The organism is Kitasatospora gansuensis, assembly GCF_014203705.1.
GTDB classification, from domain to species: domain Bacteria; phylum Actinomycetota; class Actinomycetes; order Streptomycetales; family Streptomycetaceae; genus Kitasatospora; species Kitasatospora gansuensis.
On the sequence record NZ_JACHJR010000001.1, the window covers coordinates 1819037 to 1827587 of the forward strand.

At 70.1% G+C, this 8551-nt stretch carries 7 protein-coding genes; 2 read left to right on the forward strand and 5 right to left on the reverse strand.

Annotated features, from left to right (window positions below; genetic code table 11):
* The first annotated feature begins 232 nt into the window (after positions 1 to 232).
* The gene (locus F4556_RS08135) at positions 233 to 1717 is read left to right on the forward strand and encodes an AMP-binding protein (RefSeq protein ID WP_376775669.1); all 1485 of its coding nucleotides are present in this window, start codon (positions 233 to 235) and stop codon (positions 1715 to 1717) included.
* Positions 1718 to 1783: 66 nt separating this feature from the next.
* Here F4556_RS08135 and F4556_RS08140 read toward each other — a convergent pair whose 3' ends face one another.
* Entirely contained in the window at positions 1784 to 3361 is a 1578-nt protein-coding gene (locus F4556_RS08140; protein WP_184912925.1) for an AMP-binding protein, read from the reverse strand.
* 120 nt (positions 3362 to 3481) lie between these two features.
* Between F4556_RS08140 and F4556_RS08145 the strand changes: the two genes are divergently transcribed.
* Positions 3482 to 3730, forward strand: coding sequence for an acyl carrier protein (locus tag F4556_RS08145; RefSeq protein ID WP_184912927.1), 249 nt, complete (start codon positions 3482 to 3484; stop codon positions 3728 to 3730).
* Positions 3731 to 3792: 62 nt separating this feature from the next.
* On the opposite strand, the gene F4556_RS08150 is transcribed toward F4556_RS08145, so the two are convergent.
* The 4 genes from F4556_RS08150 to F4556_RS08165 all read right to left on the reverse strand — a co-directional run bounded on the left by F4556_RS08150 (position 3793) and on the right by F4556_RS08165 (position 8551).
* Positions 3793 to 4734: an ACP S-malonyltransferase gene (locus tag F4556_RS08150; RefSeq protein ID WP_184912930.1), complete on the reverse strand. Its 942-nt coding sequence runs from the start codon at positions 4732 to 4734 to the stop codon at positions 3793 to 3795.
* A 46-nt stretch (positions 4735 to 4780) separates the two neighbouring features.
* Positions 4781 to 6037: a pyridoxal phosphate-dependent aminotransferase gene (locus F4556_RS08155; RefSeq protein ID WP_184912932.1), complete on the reverse strand. Its 1257-nt coding sequence runs from the start codon at positions 6035 to 6037 to the stop codon at positions 4781 to 4783.
* 88 nt (positions 6038 to 6125) lie between these two features.
* Complete coding sequence (locus tag F4556_RS08160; RefSeq protein WP_184912934.1) at positions 6126 to 7445, reverse strand: KamA family radical SAM protein; 1320 nt, start codon at positions 7443 to 7445, stop codon at positions 6126 to 6128.
* A gap of 206 nt (positions 7446 to 7651) precedes the next feature.
* A complete protein-coding gene (locus F4556_RS08165) occupies positions 7652 to 8551 on the reverse strand; it encodes a proline iminopeptidase-family hydrolase (RefSeq protein WP_184912937.1) in 900 nt (299 codons plus the stop codon).

The following is an 8551-nucleotide window of genomic DNA, read 5'->3' on the forward strand; positions in this document are numbered from 1 at the left end:
CTACGGAAACTCGAACACGCGCCCAAGCCCCTAAGGCCCCCTAGGGCCCCCAGAGTGGGATTACGGGTGTACAAGGGGCGGCACATCCGTGGTACCAAAACCCTGGATAGCTCTAGCCGACAGGGGACTGATTCACGTGAACTTGAGTGCCGAGAATTACGCGCAGCGGCCTGCCGAGCGAATTCATGAATTCATGCTCGCCCCGGTCGCATTCGCTCCCGAACGACCCGCCGTGGTCGAATCCGACGGAGTCGGCGGGCTGGTCACCACCACCTATCGGGAGCTCGCCGACCGGGTCGAGCGGTACGCCGCCGCACTGCTGGACCTCGGCCTCGACATCGGGGACCGGGTGATCCTGGAGTCCGACACCTCGGGGCACGCCATCGCCCTGCTGCTGGCCTGCTCCAAGGCCGGGGTCGCGTTCATCCCGGTCAGCCCGGAGACCCCGGACAAGCGGCTGCACTCGATCATCTCGACCACCGCGCCCGCGCTGCACCTGCAGAGCCCGACCGGCGCCCGGCAGGGCATCCCGGCCGAGGTCGGCACCGCCAGGTTCGGGCCGAACGGGCTGGCCGTGGAGCGCCCGCCGGTGGCCCGGGTGCGCCACCGCCGCGAGGCGTCCGCCACCGACCCGGCGTACATGATCTTCACCTCCGGCACCACCGGGCGCCCCAAGGGCGTGGTGATGAGCCACCGCGGCGTGGTGGCCTTCTACCGGGGCATGCTGGCGGCCGGCATCGTCGGCACCGAGGACCGGGTGGCCACCACCTCACCGCTGCAGTTCGACTTCTCGCTGCTGGACATCGGCCTGGCGCTGGGCAGCGGCGCCACCGTCGTCCCGGTGCCGCGCGCGGCGCTGCCCTGGCCCCGGCGCTTCCTGGCCTTCCTGAACGAGGCCGAGGTGACCCAGGTGAACGGCGTGCCGTCGATCTGGCGCGGAGTGCTGCGGCACGAACTCGCCGGGCTGGCCGAGCTGGAGAAGCTGCGCGGCGTGCTGTTCTGCGGCGAGGACTTCCCGCTGCCCGAGCTGCGGCTGCTCCAGCGGGCCCGGCCGAACGCCCGGCTGGTCAACTGCTACGGCGCCACCGAGTCGATGGCCGCCTCCTTCACCGACGTGCCCAACCCGCTGCCGGACGAGCTGGAGAAGCTCTCGATCGGCTTCGCCTACCCGGGTGCCGAGATGACCATCGTCGACGAGGACCTGGTGCCGATCACCGAGCCCGGCGTCGTCGGCCACATCCACCTGCGCGCCCCGTCGCTGTTCACCGGCTACTGGGACGACCCCGAGGCGACCCGGGCGGCCCAGGTGCCGGACCCGCTGAACCCCAAGTCCGGCCAGCTGGTGCTGCGCACCGGCGACCTGGCCTACCAGGGCGCCGACGGCGAGCTGTACTTCTGCGGCCGGGCCGACAACCAGGTGCAGATCCGGGGCAACCGGGTCGAGCTCGGCGAGGTGGAGCGCCGGATCCTGGAGTTCCCCGGGATCACCGCGGCCGCCGCGCTGGTGCTGCCGCGCGCCGACAAGGAGCCGGTGCTCGGCGCCTTCGTGGTGACCGCCAAGGATGCCCAGCAGATCAGCGAGAACGAGATCCGGGCCTTCTGCAAGGAGACCCTGCCGGCCTACATGACCCCGCACGAGCTGCGGGTGGTGGACAGCCTCCCGGTCACCCCGAACGGCAAGATCGACCGCAAGGTGCTGGCGGCGAGCGTCGCCTGACGTCACCTCACCTGAATGGCCGTCGGCCCCGACCTCCGCTGGAGGTCGGGGCCGACGGCCGTGTCGTCAGGCAGCTACGGCCTCCAGCTCGGCGGCCGCCTGCCGGGCCAGCAGGCCGCGGTCCACCTTGCGGTTGGCGTTCAGCGGGAACTCCGCGACGTGCCGGTAGTGCCGGGGCACCATGCTGTGCGGCAGCACCTCCCGCAGCTGGCGGGCCAGTTCGGCCGGCGGCGACTTCTCGCCGACGTAGAAGACCACCAGCTCGGTGCCGTTCGCGCCCTCCCGGGCCACCGCCACCGCGTCCTGCACCCCGGCGCAGACCCGCAGCGCGTGGTCGATCTCGGCCAGTTCGACCCGCCAGCCCTGCACCTGCACCTGGGCGTCCAGCCGGCCGAGGTAGACCAGCACCCCGTTGCCGTGCTGCCGCACCCGGTCGCCGGTGCGGTACCAGCGGCGGCCCTCATGCTCCAGGAACCGGCCCTGGTCGTCCGTCGGGTCGAGGTAGCCGGTGGTCATCTGCGGTCCGGTGATGCAGAGTTCGCCCTCGGTCAGCGAGGGCACGCCGTTCGGGGCGAGCAGCACGAAGTCGTGGCCCTCGTGCACCGTGCCGATCGGGGTGAGCCCGTTGACGCAGAGCACCGGCGAGGTGTCCCGGTCCCAGCGGTAGCCGGTGACGGTGACGGTCAGTTCGGTCGGCCCGTAGATGTTCTCCAGGGTGGAGTTGGGCGCGGCGTCCTGCCAGTCGGTGGCGTCCGCGGCCCGCAGTGCCTCGCCCGCGAACAGGCTCCAGCGCAGGCCGGGCATCGAGTCCGACTTCAGCCCCCGGGTGCGGCGCACCAGCGAGATCGCGCTCGGCGTGGAGAACCAGACCGTCACCCCCTGCTGGGTGAGGTAGCCGGGCAGGTCGTGGTACGCCTCGTTGGGCAGCGCCAGCAGGGTGGCGCCGGCGCCCCAGGCACAGAACATGTCGAAGACCGCGCAGTCGAAGTTGACGTCGAAGGTCTGCGAGAAGATGTCGTCGGCGTTGAAGTCGTAGCGCCGGTCCAGCAGTTCGAAGTAGTGGTGGGTGGAGCCGTGGCTGATCGGCACGCCCTTCGGGGTGCCGGTCGAGCCCGAGGTGAACAGCACATACGCCCGGTCGGTGGCGCTCACCGGGCGCGGCTCGGTCAGCGCGTCCCGCTCGTCCAGGGCGATCCCGCGCAGCGGCAGGCCGCGCAGCAGCCCGGCCTCGTCCAGCCCGTGGCCGGGGGCGAGCACCGGCAGGTCGAGGCCCTCGGCCGCCAGCTCGACCAGGTTGGCCAGGCCGAACCGGTCGGCGATCACGGCCTGCACCCCGGCCACCTCGAGCATCCGGCGGGTCCGGGCGACCGGGAAGTCCGAGCGCAGCGGCACCACGGTGCGGCCGGTGTAGAGCCCGGCCAGGATCGCGACGTACGCCTCGACCCCCTTGCCGGCCAACACCCCGATCACCTCGGGCGGCTCACCGGGGCCGGCCAGCAGGGCGCCCGCCCAGCTCAGCGCGCGGCGGTGCACCTCGGTGTAGGTCAGCGACTCGGCGCCCAGCCGGACCGCCAGGCGGTCGGGCGAGACGGCCAGGCCGCGGAGGAATCGGGCATGCAGCGCAGGCCCGTCGGTCAGGTTCATTCTGCCTCCAGGAGAGGGGTGGTAAGGGGTTGCGGCCCGCACTCCCGGCGCGGGTATCGTCAAACTCGCAAGGCATCCTGGAAATCCCGCCCAGGTCGGGAATCGACATTCGGAGTCAGCATGTGGGACAAGAAGTTCGAGAACACGATCCGTCGGCACCTGCCGTATCTGGAGGCCGGTGACGAACTGCGGCCCGACGTCAGTCTCCGCGAACTGGGCCTCGACTCGATGGGCACCGTCGACCTGCTCGCCTCCCTGGAGGAGACGTACGGTGTCGAGTTCATCCACGACTTCCTGAACTCCGAGACCTTCTCCACCGCGGAAACCCTGTGGGACGCGATCTCGAAGCTCGGTGCGCCGGCTGTCTGACCGTCAGAGACGTCGGCCTGAAATTCCCTCCGGAATCCTGGTGATTCCGGAGGGAATTCCTTTTAGGCGGCCCGCCGACGGGGCTGCATGGCGCTGCGCGGGTTGACCGGGACCACCTCGAAGTTGCGGGTGGTCGCGCCGACCCGGCCGAACAGACCGTCAGGTCCGCAGACCCGGACGGTGCCGATGCCCAGCCGCTGGAAGGTCTCCACCACGGCCGGCCAGCGCACCGGCTTCACGTAGCCGTCCAGGATCATCGTCCGGACGCCCGCGCCGGTGGTGAGCACCGAGCCGTCCTGGTCCGCCACGATCGGCAGCACCGGGTCGGCGAAGGTCAGCCGGTCGACCACCTCCGCCTCGACCCGGTCGCGCAGCGCGCCGAAGGCCGCGGAGTGCATCGGCGGGTTCATCGTGTACAGCGGCAGGCCACCCATCGCCCGCAGCCGGGCCTGCAGCCAGTCCACCCGGCCCTCGCGCAGCGAGAGCATGTAGAAGTCCTCGTCGATGTAGCAGGAGATGTCGTACCACTCCCCCTGCTCGTCCAACTCGGCCAGTACTTCGGCCAGTCGGGCCTGCGGGGTGCGGGTGAACGAGTGGGTGACGATGTCCCGGTGCTCGACCGCGAAGTACTCGTCCTCGCAGCGGGCCAGCTGGGCGGTCGCCCAGACCGCCTCGGCGAAGTCCAGCGACCCCGAGTGCACGGCGGCCGCCTTGCTGCCGAAGCTCGGCCCGGCGATCAGCTCGGGGCGGGTGTCCAACTCGGCCTCGGCCCACTGGGCGAGGGCGACGCAGTTCACCAGGAAGGCGACCTGGGCGTACTCCGAGTAGTCGCTCTCACTGGCCCGGTAGCGCGCCAGCAGGTCGTATCCGAGGGTCTTCCCGGCGGTCGCCACCAGCTTCCGGGCGAACGGGTTGAGCAGCATGAACTTCGCCACGTCCGCGAACTGCGACGGCCCCATGCCGGGGAAGATGATCGCGGTACCGGGCCGGTCTTCGGCCTTCATCTCGGGTTGTTCCCTTCAGAGTTGGTGGATCGGTCAGCCACAGCCGTCAGCCGACGAGCTTGCTGAAGGCTTCCTCGATCCGGGTCAGCACGTCCCGGATGTGCGGGAGCGACAGCGGGTCCTCGGAGTCCAGGGCGAGCTGCTGCTCCTCCCGGGTGTGGCCGTAGAGCAGGCTGGTGGCGGCCTTGAAGCGCAGCGCCCCGGCGTCGTCGCCGAGGTTGTCGCCCGCCAGCACCACGATGCCGAACTCGTCGAACAGGTACCGGAACAGGGACTGCGCGTCGGTGATCCCCTTGGCCTCCAGCACCGCCCGCTTCGGCTCGAAGTCCGGGTAGACGTAGAACCCGCCGGTCGGCGGACGGCAGGTGGCGCCGGCGCCGATCATGATCCGGTACACCGCGCGGGCCACCGCCCCGTGCAGCCGGGCGCTGCGGGCGAACCGGTCGCGCACCTCCGGCGGCTCGGAGAAGGCGTACGCGGCGACCTCCTGCATCGGGATGGCCAGCGTCGACCAGACCTCGCTGGCCAGCGAGATGACGCCGTCCCGGACGCTGTTGCCCCAGGTGCTGTCGGGGAACCGGGCCACACCGATCCGCCAGCCGCCGAGCGCCAGGGTCTTGCTCAGGCCGTTGGTGACGATGGTCCGCTCCGGCAGCACCTCGGCGGGGCTGAGCACGGGGGTGGCCGGGTCGTGCACCACGTCCCGGTAGATCTCGTCCGAGATCAGGTAGAGGTCCTCCTCCTCCGCCACCGCGCAGATCTCCCGTACGAGTTCGGGTGAGACCACGGTGCCGGTCGGGTTGTCCGGGAGGGTGAGCACCACCAGCCGCGGGTTGCCGCCGGCCGCGCGAGCGGCCCGGACGGTCTCCCGCAGCTTGACCGGATCCGGCACACCGCCGCACTCGGCCGGGATGTCCACCTCGTACACCTGCTTGCCGGCCAGCAGGCCCTGCGGCTTGTAGGTGTTCCAGGCGGGCTTGGGGATCACCAGGTCGCCGGGGACGACGAACTGAACCGCCATCAGCAGCGGCTTGCTGCCCGGGGCGACCACGACCTGCTCGGGCTCGGTCGGCAGGTTGCGGCGGCTGAAGTAGCCCGCCGCCTCCCGCCGGACCGCCCGGCCGCCGGGCACCGCCCCGTAGGCGTTCTCCCCGGAGCTGGCCGCCAACTGCCCCTTCAGTGCCGGGTGGACCGGCAACCGCGCCTCGCCGAAGGCCAGGTGGACGATCGACTCGCCCCTGGTCCGGCGCTCCGCCACGTCGTTGTTGAGGTCCAGGTTCGGTGACACTTTCCGGTTGGCCATCGCCAGCTCCTTCCACTGAAATTCCGCCGGTGCGCCAGAAGTTGCGCCCGGATCGGGAGGAGGGTCCCGCCGCCTCCCCCCGGATTGCTCAGATCCCCTGCACCGCTGCCCTGATGTCGGCCGGCGTGGTCTCCGCGAGCTCCAGCTCGTCCACCCAGGAGGCGGTCTCCGAGAAGTGCGCGCGGAACGGACGGCCGACCAGCTCGGGGTCACGGGCCTGGAGCAGCCGCAGCTGGAAGAACTTGCCCTGCGGGGTGTCCTCGATCCCGTCCACCGCGACCTTGCCCGGCTTGGCGGACATCACCGGACCGCGCACCGTCCGGGCCAGGCCCGGAAGTTGGCGGTACGCGGCCTGGAAGATGCCGACCGCCTGGGCCAGCGGCACCTTGAAGTAGTCGTGCGGGCCGGTGTCCCGCTCCACGAACATGTAGTAGGGCACCACGCCGGCCCCGAGCTCCCGGCGCCACAGCTCGGCCCAGGCGTCGGCGTCGTCGTTGACCCGGCCGATCAGCGGGGCCTGGCCGTAGACCAGCGCACCGGTGGAGCGGATCCGCTGCAGCGCCCGGCGGGCGATGTCGGTCTCCAGCTCCCGCGGGTGGCTGAAGTGGCCCATCACCGCGAGGTTGCGGCCCGAGTCGACGATCTTCTCGAACAGCCAGAGCACCTCGTCGGCGTCCTGGTCGGTGACGAAGCGCTGCGGCCAGTACGCGACCGACTTGGTGCCGATCCGGATGGTCCGGACGCTGTCGATCGCCAGCAGCGGCTCCAGGTGGCTGCGCAGCCGCTCGGTCGACATCACCATCGGGTCGCCACCGGTGACCAGCACGTCGGTCACCTGCGGGTGCGCCTTCAGGTACTCGACCAGCTGACTCGGGTCCGGCGCCGCGAACTTGAGGTCCGCGTCACCGACGAACTGCGCCCAGCGGAAGCAGTACGTGCAGTACGCGTGGCAGGTCTGCCCCTGGCCGGGGAAGTAGAGCACCGTCTCGCGGTACTTGTGCTGCATGCCGGCCAGCTCGACCCCGTCCAGCCGGGGGACGTTGAGCTCCTTCTGCCCGGACGGGTGCGGGTTCAGCCGCGAGCGGATGTCCTGCACGGTCTCCCGCAGCTGGAGCTTGTTGGCCGGGTCGCCGGACAGCACGCTCAGCCGCTTCTCGTCCTCGATCGACAGCATCCCCGGCTGCGGGAAGACCAGTTGGAAGATCGGGTCGTCGGGGATGTTGGTCCAGTCGATCAGCGAGGAGAGCACGTACTCGTTGACCCGGAACGGCAGGACCTGCGAGATCATCCGGACGGTCTCCTGGAGGTGCGCAGGAAGTCCGTAGCGGCTGGCGATCTCGTCTATGTGTCTTGGACCGAATGCTTTGAATCGCTCCGTGGTCGGAAACTCGAGGGTCAGCAGGGACATTCGGACATTCCTCCGGTCTCATGGGCCCGCCTTGGGGATTGGGCCCCGGCATAGGTGTGCAACGCGGCCTGAATACCTTGAACCCGGCGAATCCAGTGACAGCTCGGGGACTTGACTCGCTCTGACTCTGGAGACTAGTCCGGGGCCGAAATCGGCGACCCCCCTGTTCCGTCCCCTAGCCCGCCCGCCAACCCCTGGACCGCCGGTCAGTGAATCCGGCGCAGGTATCCGCTCAGCACCTCGAGGAACCGCTCCGGCTCCTCCAGGTGCGGCATGTGGCTGGAGTTCTCGAAGACCTCCCAGCTGACGTCCGGGATGAGGTCCGCGTACGGCTGGACGGTGGCCGGGGTGGCCTCGTCGAAGGCGCCGGAGATCAGCAGGGTGGGCACCGCGATGTGCTCGATGCAGTCGGTCACACCCCAGTCCTTCAGGGTGCCGATGACGTGGAACTCGCTCGGCCCGTTCATGGTCCGGTAGACCGTCGGGTCGTTGTAGACCTCCATGAACGAGGCCATGAAGTCCCGTGGCCAGGGGTCCATCCGGCAGACGTGCCGCAGGTAGAACGGCATCATCGCGTTGAAGTACTCCTGGCTGTCGGTGGTCCCGGCCGCCTCGTGTCTGATCAGGGTCTCGTTCACCTCGGCCGGCAGCTGGTCGCGGAGCACCTTCGCCTCCTGCAGCCAGAGCGGGTACGAGGCCGGGGCGTTCGCCACCACCAGGCCGCGCAGCCCGGCCGGGCGGCCGGCGGCGTGCTTCGCCGCCAGCAGCCCGCCCCAGGACTGGCCGAACAACACGTAGTTGTCGGATATCCCCAGCGCGCCGAGCAGATTGTCCAGTTCGTCGAGGAAGAGCTCGACCGTCCAGAAATCCGCACCGCGGTCCGGAAGATGGGTGGAGCCGCCGTTTCCGATCTGGTCGTAGTGCACCACCGGCCAGCCCTGCGCCGAGAGTTCGGCGAGATTCAGCAGATAGTCGTGCGTGCTGCCGGGACCGCCGTGCACCGCGACCACGACCGGCTTGCCCGAGTTCAGGTCTCCGGTGACCCGGTACCAGGTCTTGTGTTCACGAAACGGCACGCTTCCCTTGGCACTGGGCGCCAGAGCCAT